The 13,465-nt window shown below is 69.6% G+C and carries 15 protein-coding genes; 9 read left to right on the forward strand and 6 right to left on the reverse strand.

Annotated elements, in window-relative coordinates; translation table 11 throughout:
• The first annotated feature begins 204 nt into the window (after positions 1-204).
• Positions 205-1,269 carry a reverse transcriptase family protein gene (locus ACFSVL_RS26390; protein WP_378308239.1) on the forward strand — a complete coding sequence of 355 codons (1,065 nt, stop codon included), beginning with the start codon at positions 205-207 and terminating at the stop codon, positions 1,267-1,269.
• On the opposite strand, the gene ACFSVL_RS26395 is transcribed toward ACFSVL_RS26390, so the two are convergent.
• Together ACFSVL_RS26395 and ACFSVL_RS26400 are read right to left on the reverse strand one after the other, a co-directional pair.
• Positions 1,258-1,713 (reverse strand): hypothetical protein, encoded by a 456-nt coding sequence (locus tag ACFSVL_RS26395; protein ID WP_378308240.1) that lies wholly within the window; start codon positions 1,711-1,713, stop codon positions 1,258-1,260. The two genes, ACFSVL_RS26390 and ACFSVL_RS26395, sit on opposite strands and share 12 nt — an antisense overlap.
• 1,240 nt (positions 1,714-2,953) lie before the next feature.
• Complete coding sequence (locus ACFSVL_RS26400) at positions 2,954-3,148, reverse strand: hypothetical protein (protein ID WP_378308241.1); 195 nt, start codon at positions 3,146-3,148, stop codon at positions 2,954-2,956.
• Positions 3,149-3,450: 302 nt separating this feature from the next.
• Between ACFSVL_RS26400 and ACFSVL_RS26405 the strand changes: the two genes are divergently transcribed.
• A complete protein-coding gene (locus ACFSVL_RS26405; protein WP_378308242.1) occupies positions 3,451-4,389 on the forward strand; it encodes an MCE family protein in 939 nt (312 codons plus the stop codon).
• Here the strand turns inward: ACFSVL_RS26405 and ACFSVL_RS26410 are convergent.
• Together ACFSVL_RS26410 and ACFSVL_RS26415 are read right to left on the reverse strand one after the other, a co-directional pair.
• Positions 4,379-5,248, reverse strand: a complete 870-nt coding sequence (locus ACFSVL_RS26410) for a class I SAM-dependent methyltransferase (protein ID WP_378308243.1) — start codon at positions 5,246-5,248, stop codon at positions 4,379-4,381. The two genes, ACFSVL_RS26405 and ACFSVL_RS26410, sit on opposite strands and share 11 nt — an antisense overlap.
• A 46-nt stretch (positions 5,249-5,294) precedes the next feature.
• Positions 5,295-5,714 (reverse strand): PaaI family thioesterase, encoded by a 420-nt coding sequence (locus tag ACFSVL_RS26415; RefSeq protein WP_378308244.1) that lies wholly within the window; start codon positions 5,712-5,714, stop codon positions 5,295-5,297.
• An 83-nt stretch (positions 5,715-5,797) separates the two neighbouring features.
• Between ACFSVL_RS26415 and ACFSVL_RS26420 the strand changes: the two genes are divergently transcribed.
• The gene (locus ACFSVL_RS26420) at positions 5,798-6,217 is read left to right on the forward strand and encodes a MarR family winged helix-turn-helix transcriptional regulator (RefSeq protein ID WP_378308245.1); all 420 of its coding nucleotides are present in this window, start codon (positions 5,798-5,800) and stop codon (positions 6,215-6,217) included.
• 210 nt (positions 6,218-6,427) lie between these two features.
• On the opposite strand, the gene ACFSVL_RS26425 is transcribed toward ACFSVL_RS26420, so the two are convergent.
• A complete protein-coding gene (locus tag ACFSVL_RS26425; RefSeq protein WP_378308246.1) occupies positions 6,428-7,342 on the reverse strand; it encodes a proteasome assembly chaperone family protein in 915 nt (304 codons plus the stop codon).
• Between the two features lie 174 nt (positions 7,343-7,516).
• On the opposite strand from ACFSVL_RS26425, the gene ACFSVL_RS26430 reads away from it, so the two are divergent.
• The 4 genes from ACFSVL_RS26430 to ACFSVL_RS26445 all read left to right on the forward strand — a co-directional run bounded on the left by ACFSVL_RS26430 (position 7,517) and on the right by ACFSVL_RS26445 (position 10,881).
• Positions 7,517-8,029 (forward strand): PH domain-containing protein, encoded by a 513-nt coding sequence (locus ACFSVL_RS26430; protein ID WP_378308247.1) that lies wholly within the window; start codon positions 7,517-7,519, stop codon positions 8,027-8,029.
• Positions 8,026-9,549 carry a PH domain-containing protein gene (locus tag ACFSVL_RS26435; protein WP_378308248.1) on the forward strand — a complete coding sequence of 508 codons (1,524 nt, stop codon included), beginning with the start codon at positions 8,026-8,028 and terminating at the stop codon, positions 9,547-9,549. The genes ACFSVL_RS26430 and ACFSVL_RS26435 overlap by 4 nt, the downstream gene beginning before the upstream one ends.
• 62 nt (positions 9,550-9,611) lie before the next feature.
• Entirely contained in the window at positions 9,612-10,367 is a 756-nt protein-coding gene (locus tag ACFSVL_RS26440) for an IclR family transcriptional regulator (protein ID WP_378308249.1), read from the forward strand.
• A 16-nt stretch (positions 10,368-10,383) separates the two neighbouring features.
• On the forward strand, positions 10,384-10,881 hold the full coding sequence (locus tag ACFSVL_RS26445; RefSeq protein ID WP_378308250.1) for a GNAT family N-acetyltransferase: 498 nt from the start codon (positions 10,384-10,386) through the stop codon (positions 10,879-10,881).
• 38 nt (positions 10,882-10,919) lie between these two features.
• Here the strand turns inward: ACFSVL_RS26445 and ACFSVL_RS26450 are convergent, their stop codons facing one another.
• Positions 10,920-11,492, reverse strand: a complete 573-nt coding sequence (locus ACFSVL_RS26450) for an NADAR family protein (protein WP_378308251.1) — start codon at positions 11,490-11,492, stop codon at positions 10,920-10,922.
• A 222-nt stretch (positions 11,493-11,714) separates the two neighbouring features.
• Here ACFSVL_RS26450 and ACFSVL_RS26455 point away from each other — a divergent pair, with 222 nt between their 5' ends.
• On the forward strand, positions 11,715-11,912 hold the full coding sequence (locus ACFSVL_RS26455) for a hypothetical protein (RefSeq protein WP_037361241.1): 198 nt from the start codon (positions 11,715-11,717) through the stop codon (positions 11,910-11,912).
• Positions 11,913-12,417: 505 nt separating this feature from the next.
• Positions 12,418-13,440: an esterase-like activity of phytase family protein gene (locus ACFSVL_RS26460; protein WP_378308252.1), complete on the forward strand. Its 1,023-nt coding sequence runs from the start codon at positions 12,418-12,420 to the stop codon at positions 13,438-13,440.
• Positions 13,441-13,465 lie beyond the last annotated feature (25 nt).

Here is a 13,465-nt window from a genome sequence, read left to right on the forward strand (position 1 = left end):
GCTCCGGGTCAAGGGTGGGCTCGATCACGGGCTCTTTCCCCGGCCGCCGGTTTTTGTCGGTGATCTTCATTAGGGTGGGGTTCAGCGACGCGGAGGTGAGCCGGTGGAGGACCACCCACTCCGGGGCAACCCCGGGGAGCAGCACGACACGTACCCTCAGCGCCCCGCGCAGCGGCGGCACGCTCCGCGTACAAGACAGCGCGGATGAACGGAGAACGAGTCGCCTCCGCGTCGCTGCCCGGCCCGATGCCGGTGTGGCGCTGGCCGGTCGCGCGGTGGACGACGTTCGACGAATGCGCCGCCGCCCTCGACCTCACCCCCGGCGAACTGGCCTGGTTCGCCGACGAACGCGGCTGGCACCGCCGGTCCCGTCCGCTGCTCCGGCACTACCGCTACCGCTGGATCCCCACGTCCACCGGCGGCGTCCGGCTGATCGAACAGCCGAAGCCGCGCCTGGCCGAGGTGCAGCGCCGCATCCGCAGGCACGTGCTCGACGCGTTGCCGGTCCACGAGGCCGCGCACGGTTTCCGCCGCGGCCGCTCGATCCACACCTGCGCCCTCCCGCACGCCGGGCAAGACCTGGTGGTGCGGCTGGACCTGGCCGGCTTCTTCCCGACCGTCTCCGCGTCCCGCATCCGATCACTGCTGGATCTGGCTGGCTATCCGCAGGCGGTCGCCGCCGCCATCGCCGGCCTGCTCACCACCCGCACCCCGGTCGACGTCCTGCGCGCCGCGCCCGCCCGGTCGACCCTGCTGAACCATCTCGCCGGGACGCATCTCCCGCAAGGCGCGCCGTCGTCGCCCTCAGTGGCGAACGCGGTCACCCACCATCTCGATCGTCGGCTCTCCGGCCTCGCCGCCGTACTGGGCGCGAACTACACCCGCTACGCCGACGACCTCGCTTTCTCCGGCGACGCGACCCTTCCGCTGCACCGGCTGCTGCCCGGCGTCCGACGGATCGTGACCGACGAGGGCTTCCGCCTGCGCGACGACAAGACGTCGGTGAAACCGGCTTACCGGCAGCAACGCGTCGCGGGCCTGGTGGTGAACGCCGCACCAGCCGTCGCCCGCGCCGAGTACGACGAGCTGCGGGCCGTGCTGCACAACTGCGCCCGCACCGGCCCCTCGCTCCAGAACCACGCCGGGCACCCGGACTTCCGCGCGCACCTGCTGGGCCGGATAGCGTGGATCAGCGCCACCAACGCGACGCGCGGGGCGAAATTGCGCGCGCAGTTCGCCCGGATCGAGTGGCCGCGTTCAGACGGATAACAGGCACAGATTCCGCTCCATCTCCGCCCACCATCCAGCCGCCGGAACATCGCGCGGCTGAATCAACGAGGCTTTGACCAGAATATCGGGCCGGTTTTCTCGCCACGCGTAGGAAAAAAGCTCGTCATAATGCGCCCGCGGAAGCCACCCCTGTTCCCGGCCCGCTTCCAAACGCATCAGCTGCCGAGCGAGATCCACGCTGCTTCGGTCACAACTGCGAAACGCACTCGCAAATCTTTGCACGGCGACGGTGTCACCCCGCCGAACCGCCTGGCAGGCAAGGAAAAGCGCGGTCACGGCAAGGACGTCCGACCGGTGCACCCCACCCTCCGCCGCCAGATGTTCCGCGAGCTGAAAACTGCGCTTCCGCCGCCCCCGGCGCACCATTTCCGCCAGCGCGCGCTGCTGCCGAGTGAGATATTCGTCTTCCCGCAGGTACTGCACAGCGTTTCCTCCCCTGCGCCCGGTCCCGACCCAGGCCGCTTCCCGGTACAGGATGCTCCACCAGGGTGACAGATACATCGGCGACACTCAGCCGTTCGGAGCAAAATATCACCCAGGGGCATCGACAGTACCCGACCGCGCAAACCCGGGAATTCTTGTCCTGGCGAAGGAATCGGGGCTGGGACGGGGTTCTTGGCATGGGTCGGGATCCGCATCCGACCGGCCGCCCGGGTGATGTTGCGGAGGTGGATGGGGTGGGTGGCTGCGGAATCCGCATCCCGGGCGACTGACCTCTGTGGACACCTCACGGTCGCCAGGGGTGGTGGTTGCGAATCCCTTTCATACCAAGGGGTTCTTGCGCCTAAACGGAGCAGCCCTCCGGGCGGTCGGGGCTTCGATTTTGCCGATCTGCGTGGTTTCCCGATGTGGATTCTGGCGACGATTTCACCCGTTTGGCCTAATCAGGCGCGGTGGATTGAGGCGGGCAGGCTGCTCTCGGGTGACCGGCTCAACGGCCGAGAGGACACGAGCACGCGAAGCAGGATGGGCACCGCGGCGACGGGTCAGTCATCGACCAGCTTGGGCATGCCGATCGGCAGACCGGCTGCCCCACGCCGAAACGTCCGGCTGACCCCGCAGTCCAGGATTTCCCGCCCCGCCGAAAGCCCAGCGCCCCACCCCGAATCACGCAACCGATCTGCTAAGCCGTGACGCCCGGTTGCGCGGCCAGGCTGTCCCCACGTGCCCAGCCACATCCCGGCTCCCCACGCCGAATCGCTCGGCCACCCAGCCGAATCCCGGCTCCCCGCGCCAAGCCGCGCAGCCGCCAAGTCAGATCAAGCTTTCCCAGCTCACCGCAACCAAAACCGCCCACCCCAATCAACCCAGCCATCCGACAGCCAGGCCTCACACCGCCATCAGCCACAGCCGACTCGGCCCGTCCCTTAGCCAGGTCCTAACCCGCCGTCAGCCTCAACTGGCCAGCCGTCCCCACGGCCAAACCCCAACCCCGCCATCAGCCACAGCCGACTCTGCCCTCCCCAGAGCCAGGCCCAACCGGCCATCAGCCACAGCCAACCCAGCCGTCCCCACAGCCAGGCCACAACCCGCCATCAGCCGCGACCGGCCCGACCCTCCCCAGGGCCGGACCGGCGCGGTCTGGCGTAACCCCTCCCGCCTCCGGTCCGCACACCGGCGGCGGGCATTCAACCGGGACTCCCCGGCTGGAAACCGAAATACCTCAGGCGACCTCGGTCCGGCTGCCGCCGGGAGCGTGCAGTCCCAGCATGTCCAGCAGCAGGGCGCATTCCTCGGCGTCCTTGGCCCGCGACGCGACGGCCAGCGCTGCCTTGCGGCGGCGTTCCTCCTGCCGGGCCGCGTCCGTGTCGTCCACGAGGTCTGGCGCCGGGTGCAATCCGGTGGTCAGGTCTCGCATGGTGGCTCCTCCCCGATCGGCGTGAGCGCGGGCCTTCCCGCGCTCGCTGCACACCCCTTCAACGGCCGAACCGCGCCGGATGTTCCGATGACTCCGATCACGTCGGCAGGCCATGCGCGGACGGCAGCCGCGAAGAGCGGCCGGGAAACGGGGCCGGCGCAGGGCAAGAGCGACCATCGTCCTAAGTGGACTTAACGCGAAAGCGCCCATTCGGGTGGCGTGGGTGGACTCACCCGGCTGGGCGAGTCACCATCCACGCTGTGCATCCCCACCGGCGCCCTGTGCGCACTGCTCTCATCGGGATGACTGTGCTCGTCCTCGGCGTCCTCACTGCGTTGCAGGCACCCAATCTGCCGATCATCGGCGACGGCACCGCGTACGCCGCCGAGTTCAGCGAGGCCGCGGGGCTTGAGACGGGCAATGACGTCCGGGTCGCAGGGGTGAAAATCGGCCGGGTGTCGGAGGTTTCGCTCGACGGCGCGTCCGTCCGGGTGTCCTTCCGGGTGTCGGGGGCGTGGCTCGGGGACCGGACGTCGGCCGCGATCCGGATCAAAACGGTGCTCGGCCAGAAGTATCTCGCGCTCGACCCGGTCGGGGCCGGCTCGCTCGATCCGGACACGCCGATTCCGCGCAGCCGGACCACCGTTCCCTACGACGTGCTGCCCGCGTTCCGGCAGCTGGCCACGACCGTCGACGCCATCGACACCACCCAGTTGGCGCACAGCTTCCGCGCCATTTCCGACACCTTCGCGCACACCCCGGCCAACGTCCGCGCCACGCTGACCGGACTGTCGCGGCTGTCCGATTCACTCTCCGCCCGTGACGCGAAACTGGCTCACCTTTTAGCGGGCACCCGAACGGTTTCCGCCACTCTCGCCGACCGCGACACGCAGCTGACCCGGCTTCTCGCCGACGGCAACCAGCTGCTGGCCGAAGTACAGAAACGAGAGTCCGCCATCCACTCGCTGCTGGACGGGGCCCGTCAGCTGGGCACGGAAGTCTCCGGGCTCGTCGCCGACAACGATCGCGAACTCGGCCCGGTGCTCACCCAGCTCGACCGGCTCACCGCGTTGCTCGAACGAAACCGCGCCTCCCTCGGCGAGGGGATCCGGAAACTGGCCCCGCTCGTCCGTCTCGCCGCGAATCTCACCGGCAACGGCCGCTGGATCGACGGTTACCTGTGCGGCCTGATCTTCCCCGCGATCGGACCGCTCAACGAGCACGGCTGTTTCACGCCATGAGCCCCGGACCGCCGGTGATCCGCACGGTGACCTGGTTGTCGTTGTAGGTGTAGGCCTCGTAGGTGAACTCGACGCCGGTCTTCTCGACGTGCTCGGTCCACGCCCGGTACTCGTGCCGTTTCCAGCCGGGGAAGTTGAAAAACTCGTCGAAGTGCACGATGCTGCCGACCCGCAGCCGCGGGCCGACGTTGTCCAGCACTGTCTTCGCCGAGCTGTAGAGATCGCCGTCGACGTGCAGGAAATCGACCGGGCCGGGGTGCTTCTCCAGGAACCCTGGCAGGCTGTCCGAGAACAGGCCGACGACCAGTTCGGCACCCGGCACGTCCGGCAGATCGTCGCGGGCGAAGGCACCGGCGGGCATGCCATTGAGCCACGCCTCGGGCAGGCCGTCGAACGAATCGAAGCCGTACACCTCGGTCGCCTCGCGCGCGGCGGTGATGGTGCGCAGCGTGTTGCCCGACGCGACGCCGAACTCCAGCGCCATCCCGCCGGTGGGCGCGAGGGAAAGCGCGTACTTCAGCGTTTCCTTCGGGCTGCCGAAATGCCGCGCCCCGACCAGGCTTTCGCGCGCGAAGACGTTGCTCTCCAGCGCCGCGTCCTGATCGCCGGCGTACACGATGTCGCGGCGGCTGCGGATCTCGAACTCGACCACCCGGTCCAGCAGCCGATCCCCCTGCCGGACGATCTCCGCCCGCAGATCCTCCCGCGTCCGCTCCAGTTCCGCGCGCAGTTCTTCGAGCTGCGCGGTCTGCGGGTCGTGCAACCGGGCCGCGGCCCGGCGCAGCACCAGGCCGGCCTTCCGGCGCAGCGCAGGGCCCAAAGTCCTTGTCGTCAGCCGATCTTGGCTTTCCTGGTTCATCCCGGGACGATAGCCGACCACCGGACGCCGCCCCGAACTGCCCGGTTTACCCGGGAGTAGCCGAGCGCCGGACCACCGCGGATCCCTGTGCGGCCGCGCATAATTTCGAGTTTCCCTCTCCGTCCACTGTGTACAGATCGCAGCGGCACGTGGCCCGCGAACGGCTCGCTTGGACGACCGTCGCTTCGGCACGCAGCAGCACCCCGTCGGCGGGCACGAGGTAGTCGATGGAGAAACCGCTCGTGAGCAACTGCGGGCCGAGCACGGTTCCGGCGGCGAAGGTGAGCGCGTTGTCCGCGGCGTAGGCGAGAACGCCGCCGTGGAGGTAGCCGTTCTGTTGGCGGAGGTCGTCGCGGATGTCCAGCTCCAGCACCGCGCGGCCGTCGCCGAACTCCTCGACCCGCGCGCCGAGCAGGACGCTGAACGGTTGCGCGGCGAGCCCGGCGCGCGCGAAGTCTAAGTGCACTTTCGGTCCTCACTTCAGCAGTGAAGTACTTCAGTAGTGAAGTGAGGATGGCGGTGCGAGAAGAACACTGTCAAGATCCCCGCATGGTCGCCGACGAACGTCTTTTCTTCCTGCTGCAGAGCGCGGCGCACCGGCTACGCGTCGAGGGCGACCGGCGATGCCTCGCCGCGGGCGGCGTGACGACCGCGCAACTCGGCGCGCTGCTCGCGGTGCACGATCAGCCAGGACTCACCCAGCGCGAACTGGCCACGGCGCTGGGCCAGCGAGAATCCGCGATCACCGCGATGACGGCCCGGCTCGTCGAGGCCGGGCTGATCGTCCGGGAGCAGCATCCCGAACAGCACCGGGCGCTGGTGCTGGACCTGACTCCCGAGGGGAAGTCGACGCTCGTCCGGCTGCGGCCGGTGATCGCGTCGTTCAACGGCGAACTGCACGCGCTGCTTGGGGACGCGTTCGGCCCGACCAGCGAGGCGCTGCGGTATCTGGCGGGGTGGCCGGGCTGACCCTGGGACGGGGACCCCAGAACCGCGGCTCTTCCGGGTGCCGCCGGAACGGGACCGACTAGCCTGAACCGAGATGTCACCCACCACACCCGCCCCCGCCGCCTCCCGGCAACGTGCGGGCCGCACCATGTCCGGCGTGGCGATCATGACAGCCCGGCTCTGGTGGGCCTGGCAGACGGTCCGATCCGCGGGTGTTGCCTATCTCTCGGCTCAGCGTTCGGAGCCGTCCCCGCCCTGTTCCGCGAGGAACCGCTCGAACTGCGAGCCCAGTTCGTCCGCCGTCGGCATGTGTTCCTGCGATTCGGCGAGCAGGCTGTGCCCGGACGCTTCGGTGAACGTGTCGTACTGACGTTCCAGCGCGCGCACCACGTCGGCGGATTCGTCGGATTCCGCGACCTGGCGGTCGATTTCGGCCTTGGCCACCTCGGCCGCGGTCCGCAGTTCGCCGTCCGGAAGGCGCAGGCCGGTGGCCTTCCCGATCGAGTCGAGGATCGTCAGCGCGGCGGCCGGATAGGTCGACTGCGCGAGGTAATGCGGCACGTGCGCGGCGAAGCCCATCGCGTCGTGGCCCCATTCGCCGAACCGGTACTCCAGCATCGCGGCGGCGCTGCCCGGCACCTGCATCCGGTTGGGCAGCGGCTGGTGCTCGCCGATCAGGTGCTCGCGGGTCGCGTGCGCGGTGACACCGAGCGGGCGCGTGTGCGGGGCGCCCATCGGAATCCCGTGGTAGCCCACGGTGAGCCGCACTCCCCAGCGTTCCACGAGCTGGCGCACGGCGGCGGCGAACAGCTCCCATTCGCGGTCCGGCTCGGGGCCGGACAGCAGCAGGAACGGGATGCCGTCGTCGTCGTGCAGCAGGCGCACGACCAGCTCGGGGGCCTCGTATTCCTCCCAGTGGTCGACCGCGTAGATCATCGACGGGCGGCGCGACCGGTAGTCGATGAGCCGGTCGACGTCGAACCGCGCGATGACGCGGTTCTCGACCTCGCCGGCGAGGTGGTCGGTGACCAGCTGCCCGGCCGAGCCCGCGTCCATGAAACCTTCGAAGAAGTGCAGGAGCACAGCTCCGTCCAGGTCGGGGACGTCCGAGTCCACCTCGTACAGTTCCTCGGGATCGAGTCCCACCGGATCCTCCTGCTGCTCGCTTGCACGGACGTACGCGGTACAACGCGGCCCGGCTGCGAATCCATCCCGCGCGCGGCGGAAATAGTAACGCCCCGCATCCGCCGGCCACCCCGGATCGGGGCATCGTGACACTTGTCGTGGGCAGTTACCCGGCCGTTCGGGCACTCTGAGCGGGTGAACACCGAAGAATCCACCACGCTTGAACTGCGGTTGCGCCCGCCCGAACACCGGGTGAGCCGGCGGGCGATCGGCCATTGGGCGGCGTCGGCGGGGGCAGGCTGGCTGCTCGTGCTCGCGGTGCAGGCGGTGGTGGTCGCGACCGCGGACGACCCGCCGTCGTGGCTCACGGTGACGCTGGTGCTCTCCTGCGTGCTGACTCCGCTGCATCTGCTCGTCATGCCGCAGTGGCGCTACCGCGTGCACCGCTGGGAAGTGACCGGCGAGGCCGTCTACACCCAGTCCGGCTGGCTGAAGCAGGAGTGGCGGATCGCGCCGATCTCGCGGATCCAGACGGTGGACGTCGAACGCGGTCCGCTGGAGCAGCTGTTCGGGCTGGCGCGGCTCACCGTCACCACCGCGTCCGCCGCCGGGCCGCTGCGCATCTCCGGTCTCGACCGGGAGGTCGCGGTCGCGCTGGCCGACGAGCTGACCCGCACCACCCAAGCCGTGCGCGGGGACGCGACGTGAACGCCGCCGCGCCGTCCGTTCCGGTCGCCGCCGAAGGCGCCGGCGACGCGCCCTGGCACCGGCTCGACCGCCGCATGCTGCTGATCCGCCCGGTCCTCGACCTGGTGAAGTCGCTGCCGGTGCTGGTGGGCGCGCTGGTGCTCGGCCACGGCAATTACTGGCAGTGGATCGGTCTCGCCGCCACCGCGGTGACGATCGGGGTCGGCATTTCGCACTGTCTCACCTCGCGCTATCGCGTCACCGCGACCCAGATCGAATGGCACACCGGGTTGCTGCTGCGCAAACAACGCGCCATCCCGCGCGATCGAATCCGTACCGTTGACGTGCTTTCGGAACCGAAACATCGGCTTTTCTCGTTGTCCGCAGTACGAATCGGTACCGGACGGCACGATCACGGAAAAGGCCCCGGCAAGGACCAGCTCGTGCTCGACGCGGTCACCCGCGCCGAAGCCCAGCGGCTGCGGACCCTGTTCCTGCACCGGAAACCGGTGGAAACGGAAGCGCCGCCGGAGTCGCTCGTCGCCGAGGTCGACAAGCGATGGGTGCGGTACGCGCCGTTCACGCTGTCCGGGATCGCCGTGGTCGCCGCGATCCTCGGCACGGTCTACCACTTCGCCCACGAACTGCACTTCGATCCGACGAGCTTCGGGCCGGTGCGCGACCTCACGGCCCGCGCGCTCGAACAGCCGGTGTGGCTCACTGTCGTGCTGGCGGCGGCCGGGCTGCTCGTGCTGGTGTCGGTGCTGTCGATCGGCGGGTACGTGCTGTCGTTCTGGAACTTCCGGCTCACCCGCGAACCGGGCGGCACGCTGCACATCCGGCGCGGGCTGATCACGACGCGGTCGGTGTCGATCGAGGAAGACCGGTTGCGCGGCGTCGAGATCAAGGAACCGTTGCCGCTGCGGATGGTCGGCGGCGCGAAATGCGTCGCGGTCGCGGCCGGACTGCGCGAGGGCAAGGGCGCGGACCGCGGCGGCGGCCTGCTGCTGCCGCCCGCCCCGGCCGCGAAAGCCAGGGAGATCGCGAGCGAGGTGCTCGGCGAGGACGTCGCGAATGTCCCCCTCGTGCGGCATTCCCGGCGCGCGCTGACCCGCCGGATCACCCGGGCCGTCTTCGCCGTGCTGGCGCTGTCGGCCGCGTTGTTCGCGCTGGCCTGGCTCGAGGTGCTGCCGGAATGGCCGTGGCAGGCCGCGCTCGTGCTGCTGCCGTTCGCGGTACTGGTCGGTGTCGACCGGTACCGCACGCTCGGCCACGCGATCACCGGCCGGTACCTCGTGACCCGTTCCGGGTCGCTGGCCAGGGCGACGGTCGCGGTCCAGCGGGACCGGCTCACCGGGATCGTCGTGCGCCAGTCGCTGTTTCAGCGACGGGCCGGGCTGGTGACCGTCATCGCGCCGGTCGCCGCCGGAAGCGGCCACTATCGCGTGCTGGACGTCGAGGAAGGCGCCGGGCTCGCGCTCGCCGACACGGCCGTGCCCGGATTGCTGACGCCGTTTCTCGCCGTGCCGGGCAAAGCGTGAGTTGTGGTAATTTACCGACGCGTTCGTGACTGAATTCGGTGCTCTCGCGAAGAGGTTTCAGGATGTCGGAACCCGGGCTCCGTCGCACGGCCGGGGCCAACAGTTCCCGGAAAGTGCTCCAATTGCTGTTGTCGTTCACCGAACAGCGCTGGGAAGCCAGCGTGGCGGAACTGGCCGGGGTGATCGGGAGCCCGGTCGCCACCACCTACCGCTACGTGCAGCTGCTGAAAGAACTGCAGCTGCTCGAGGAATCGCGGTCCGGGCGCTACCACGTCACCAGCCGCGTCATGCCGCTCGCGCGCGCCGCCCGGCTCGCGAACGACCTGGCCCGGCTCGCGCGGCCGACGATGGAGGAGGCCGCGCGCGAACTCGGCGAGACGATCCTGCTGTTCCAGCACTTCGGCGACTTCGCGGTGTGCAGCGACCGGGTGGAATGCGACCGCGCGATGCGGTTCACGTTCCAGCCGGGGCATTCCATCCCGCTCGGCGTCGGCGCGACCGGGAAGATGCTGCTCGCCCTGCTGCCCGACGGCGAACGCGAACGCCAGGTCGCGCGGATCGCCAGCGAACGCGGCGCCGAGGTGCGCGACGACCTCAAGCACGCGCTGGCCAACCGCTACGCGCAAAGCTGGGGCGAGATCGAGGACGGCGTGTGGGCGTGCTCGGTACCGGTCGACGCGGACCGGCTCCGGCCGAGCGTGCTGAGCCTCGTCGGACCGGCCACGCGCGTCGGCGACGTGGAGCGCGAACGGGCCATCACGGCGTTGCGCGAGTACGCCGCGCAGATCGGAAAAGCGATTTCCGAGTACTCCGTGTAGCCGTAAAATCGGGCCAGTGATCCGTCTCGCGGCCCCCGCCGACCTCGCTGTGCTGCCCGACCTCGAACGCGCCGCCGGCGAACCGTTCCGGACCTTCGGCATGGCCGAGATCGCCGACGACGCACCGCCTACGGTCGAGGAGCTAGCGGTGTTCCAGTCCGCGGGCCGCTGCTGGGTCTGGGACGACGACGGGACTGTCGCCGCGTACGTGCTCGCCGAGGAAGTCGACGGTTTCGGGCATGTGGAACAGGTTTCGCTGCTGCCGAGCCACGCACGCCGCGGATTAGGGCGGGCGCTGATCGAGACGGTCGGCGAATGGGCGGCCGAGCGGCGGCTGTCCGGGCTGACGCTGACGACGTTCGCCGAGGTGCCGTGGAACGCGCCCTACTACGAGCGGCTCGGGTTCCGGGTGCTGGCCGAGGAGGAGCAGGGTCCGAGGCTGCGGGAAATCCGGCGGGCGGAGATCGCGCGGGGGCTGGACCGGTGGCCTCGGGTGGCGATGGTCCGGGCTTAGTGAGGCCGCCTTGGCTTGCCGTTGACGCGTAAGCGATTTCACGGTCGTTCAATCTGCGTCGCCAGGACCGCGCGTGCCCGTGTCAGCGCGAAGCCCAGCAGGTTCAACCCGCGCCACCGCTCCGGATTCTCCGCGTCCGGGTCATCTGCGGCCAGCCCGATGCCCCACACTCGATCAAGCGGGCTCGCCTCCACCAGCACCCGTTTCCCCGTGCTCAGCAGAAAACGCAGCAAATCCGGGTGCTGCCCGAACTTGGCGAGGCTCCCGGCGAGCACGATCTCGCTGCGGCAGGCCTCCCACCGATCCTGGTCGAAGCCCGCGACACCGCGTCCCAGCTCTTTGGCCTGTCGCGGATGCTTGACTTGCAGGATCCTCTCGGCATTCGCTTCGTCGCCGAACAGCAAAGCCTTCCGCCACATCATGTAGTGCTCGGCCGTGGCGAACGTCCGGCCGTCCACGGCGAAGGACGCCGGCCACCACTGGCTCAGGCAGCCCCGCCCGGCGCTTCCGTCGCGCTCCGGCCGATGTCCCCAGAAGAACAGGAACTTGACTCGCTGCCCGTGGCGCATCCGGCTGGCCAACTCGGCAACATCCCGCGGATTCTCCTCCATGAGGCGCAGTCTTCCAGCGCCGAGCCCCGTCCATGAACTGATTTCGGCCGCCGCCCCGCGGGCCCGACCGGCTGGCACGCGCTCGGGTCGCTCGGGAGGGGGACCTGAATTGCCCCGCGAATCGAACACGTGTTCTACTGGGTGGGCCGGCCCCGGAGGGGGAAGCTCCGCGGGCCGGCACCCAGGCAAAACATGTCCGTCGATCGATCCCCAGGAGGCAGTGTGGCGGTCAAGATCACCCACCTCGCCAGTGGTCAGCAGGTCCGCTTCGCGAACGCGGACGGTGCCCGCCGCTATGCCGAAATCATGGGCGGCGGAGTGGACAAGTGGCGGTTCACGATCGTGCCCGGGGACAGCGGGGCTCCCGGGATGCCGGCGGCGGTGGTCAACGTGCCGGTGTGGCGGACCGCCGCGCGATAGCGGCCGGGCGGGCCGCGGGCGGGGGTGGTCGCCGGTGCGGGCCGTTGTTCGGTGAAGGCCGGTGCGGGCGGTTGTCTGGTGCGGGCCGTCTGGCGAGCGCCGGTGCGGGCCGTTGTCCGGTAACCGTCGGCGAGTGCGGCCGCCTCGCGATAGCCGATGCGGCTCCCCGCCTGCGGACCGCCGTCCGAGAGCCGCCGGTGCGGGCTGCCGCTCGGTGACCGCGAGCAACGGTGGCCGCCGGGTGCCGATCGGTGTGCGTCGCCGCCTGCGGACCGCCCGCCAATAGCCGCGAGCGTGAGCCGCTGCCCAGCCCCAGCCAGCGTGAACCCATGCCGATCACCGGAACAACGTCACCTGCTGTTTGTTGCTTACCGCCCACGCCGTGTGCTCCACTGTCGATCACCCACTGCTGTAAGTCCCGCGACAGGCGGGGCCGCCGCTTGTCAGCAGCGACCACCTGGGCACGGTTCTGCATCCGTGCCAGACGGACAGAAGGAGCGGCTCCTTGCTTGCGCACCAGCGTGGAACACATCGTCGTGGAAAAATCCGGGTCACCGTCGCGTTGTCGGTGCTCGCGCTCGCGGTCGGGGCCGGTGCGGCCCACGCGGCGACGAAAAGCCCGAAGGCCACCGCGTGGCCCGGTGGGTCGAAGGTGGCCATCGCCGACGACGCCGGGGTTTTCGGCACCAATCTCAGCGGCGTCTCGTACGAATCGCCTACCGTGCTGTGGGCGGTGAAGAACGGCCCGAGCACCCTGTACCGGCTGGTGCCGGACGGGAACAAGTGGAAGCCCGCCAGCGGCTGGGGCGAGGGCAAGGCCATGCACTACTCCGACGGCAGCGGCGATCCGGACGCCGAAGGGGTCGTCTTCACCCCGGACGGCGTCTTCACCGCCACTGAGCGCGACAACGACGACGGCGACACCAGCAAGCCCGCCATCCTCCGGTACGACGCCTCCGGCTCGGGCGGGTCGCTGAACGCGACCGGCGAGTGGGATCTCACCTCGGATCTGCCGTCCGTCGAGCCGAACAAGGGGCTCGAGGCGATCTCCTGGGTGCCGGATTCGGCGCTCACCGCGCACAAATTCCGGGACCAGCACACGAAAGCCGCTTACAACCCGGCGAGCTATCCGAACCACGGGACCGGCCTGTACTTCGTCGGGCTCGAGGACAACGGGAAGGTCTACGCGTACGCGCTCGACCAGTCCAGCGGCAAGTACACCCGCGTCGCCGCGTTCGACAGCGGGTTTCCGGCGGTGATGGACCTCGAGTACGAACCGTCGACCGGGCACCTGTGGGCCGAATGCGACAACAATTGCAAGGGCCGCACCAGCACGCTCGACGTCAACGCCGACGGCGCGTTCGCGGTCACCGCGCAGTACGACCGGCCGTCCGGGATGTCGAACTACAACAACGAGGGTTTCGCGATCTCCCCGGCCTGCGCGAACGGGAGCAAGCAGGTCGTGTGGTCCGACGACGACAACGACAACAACCACGCGCTGCGCACCGGGACGCTCGCCTGTAAGTAGTCCTTCGCAGACAGACTGCGGCGGC

This window comes from Amycolatopsis silviterrae, from assembly GCF_042684085.1.
In the GTDB taxonomy this organism is placed as follows: domain Bacteria; phylum Actinomycetota; class Actinomycetes; order Mycobacteriales; family Pseudonocardiaceae; genus Amycolatopsis; species Amycolatopsis silviterrae.